Source organism: Nostoc sp. CHAB 5715 (assembly GCF_020829685.1).
In the GTDB taxonomy this organism is placed as follows: domain Bacteria; phylum Cyanobacteriota; class Cyanobacteriia; order Cyanobacteriales; family Nostocaceae; genus Nostoc.
Genome location: NZ_JAIVFR010001187.1, coordinates 1 through 2,040 on the forward strand (window position 1 = coordinate 1; position 2,040 = coordinate 2,040).

Annotated in this window: 3 protein-coding genes; all 3 read left to right on the forward strand. The window is 37.9% G+C overall.

Translation table 11 applies throughout. From position 1 onward, the window contains the following. Nucleotides 1-21 precede the first annotated feature (21 nt). A complete protein-coding gene (locus tag LC574_RS37525; RefSeq protein WP_229458685.1) occupies nt 22-354 on the forward strand; it encodes a hypothetical protein in 333 nt (110 codons plus the stop codon). 333 nt (nt 355-687) lie between these two features. Further along, nucleotides 688-1,446: an N-acetylmuramoyl-L-alanine amidase gene (locus LC574_RS37530; protein WP_229458686.1), complete on the forward strand. Its 759-nt coding sequence runs from the start codon at nt 688-690 to the stop codon at nt 1,444-1,446. Between the two features lie 326 nt (nt 1,447-1,772). Beyond that, nucleotides 1,773-1,898, forward strand: coding sequence for a hypothetical protein (locus LC574_RS38435; RefSeq protein WP_267871823.1), 126 nt, complete (start codon nt 1,773-1,775; stop codon nt 1,896-1,898). Nucleotides 1,899-2,040: the final 142 nt, after the last annotated feature.

Here is a 2,040-nt window from a genome sequence, read left to right on the forward strand (position 1 = left end):
AGACTAGTCTGATTTCTGAGTTTGTGGACTCCTTCGAGCATTCGAGTCCTCGTTACAGTAAATTCGGGTGAAGCAAGGTCTTCTTTCTATACCGCAGGTCGTGTGTATCCAAGACCTGACTTTCTTAGGTTTGTCACTACCAAGAAAGTTGATAAACTTTTGCTCAAGGTTAGGGGAAAAGTTTTCCAATTAGACGGTTCAACCGGCACCTTTGCTGTCAGTCAAGAATTAGCCACTGCTTTGAAAAATGCTCCAGATGAGAACTTAGAAATCAGACTAGTCTTGGAAGGTGGTCAAACTGTTGATAGCGAAATTGGCAAAGGGACAGTGAAAGCTTGGCGAAACATTTATTAAGCGATGTCTCCTGCGGGCTACGCTTATGCATTTTAACCCAAGTATTATCTATTCTTAAGAAAAGATAAATTTTCTCTCATCTCATCAGGAATTTCTCTGGTAAAACTTGTTTATAAATTTAGGAAGAACGAACATTATTAGAAGCTAGCCTAATTAATTCTTCAACATTGTTTGAGATTGTATTGCAATGGGATTTTGGCGTTAAATGTTACATTTCTTTACAGTAACAACTCACTTTATATCACTGACAGAGCGATCGCATTTGCGTTAATAATTAATACAGCATAGTAAGTTCAACCGTACCTCTCAAGTTACAAAAAGGACATCAACTCTATGAAATTTGGTATTGATATAGGACACAATTGCCCTCCAGATACAGGGGCAACAGGCATAAAACAAGAAGATGCTTTAACTAAAGCAGTTGGGACACAATTGATACAAAAACTCAAAGCAGCAGGTCATACCGCTATTGATTGCACTCCCACAAGTGCTAGCAGTGTAACCGATTCTCTCAGACAACGAACTAATAAGGCGAATGCCAATAACGTTAATGTCTATATTTCGATTCACTTTAATAAATTTAACGGTATAGCCAATGGCACAGAAATTTTTGCCATTAGTAATGCATCACAAGGTATTGCTCAATCAGTTCTTAAAGAGATTCTTAAACTTGGTTTTCATAGTAGAGGGGTTAAAAATACAGGTTTCTTTGTTCTGAAGAATACACAAATGCCAGCTATTTTAATTGAGTGCTGCTTCTGTGACTCTAAAACAGATATGGATCGCTTTGATGCTGAAAAAATGGCAGAAGCAATTAAAGATGGATTAATTGGTGAGTCAAAAGATGAAGCTAAACATGATAAAAGTTACATTTTGCAAATTACAACAAAAACAGTTTTAAAACCTTCTACAGAACAGGCATCAGAGCTACCAAAAGAATCTCTATTTGATATTGAGCCAGGGAGTTACCCCGTTTTAGATGTCCGTTTTGAGGAAAACCATTATTGGGTTAAGTGGCCTGATAAAACTAAAGTAAACCGAAACGAGCATTTTGTTTTTGCTGGATATAGCAAAGTTATAGAAAAAGATTAGCTATTTATATCTCAATACGCTTGGGTTAGCGTTGAAAACCTTAAACTGTGTAGGTTGGGGAGCCACTGCGCCCTTGCGGTTTCCCGACTTGTTCGCTCTTAGCGTTCCCGCAGGGTAGCAAGTGGCGTTTAAGGAACAAAACCCAACATTTTCGAGGGTTTGTTGGGTAACACGAATGTTCAACCCAACCTACGATTATCCTTAACCCAAGCGTATTGATTTGTATCTAATTCATTCGTCAACACCTAAATCCCCGACTTTATCTCTTATAGAGATTGAAACGCTTGAAAGTTACTAAATCCCTATTGGGAATTGAAATTAAGACTATGTTAGAAACCACAAACCTGAAAAATATCTCCAAAAAATTCGCTATAGCCAGAAATTCTGCTTCTTTCAAAGAAAATGAGGCAATGAGAGCTACCAATCACCAGATTTTCCGCCGCAATCCTTAATATACCGCCATTGCTATATAGGACTAATATTTGATTTCTGAAAAAGCTCGGTACAACTCGAAAAGCCTAATTCCTTATTCCCTACTCCCTACTCCCCACTCCCCGCCTACGTAGATAATTTCAAAAATCAAATACGATTCCT

Coding starts and splice junctions, on each gene's coding strand:
- LC574_RS37530 (WP_229458686.1), top strand. CDS start 688: ATGAAATTTGGTATTGATATAGGACACAATTGCCCTCCAGATACAGGG.
- LC574_RS38435 (WP_267871823.1), top strand. CDS start 1,773: ATGTTAGAAACCACAAACCTGAAAAATATCTCCAAAAAATTCGCTATA.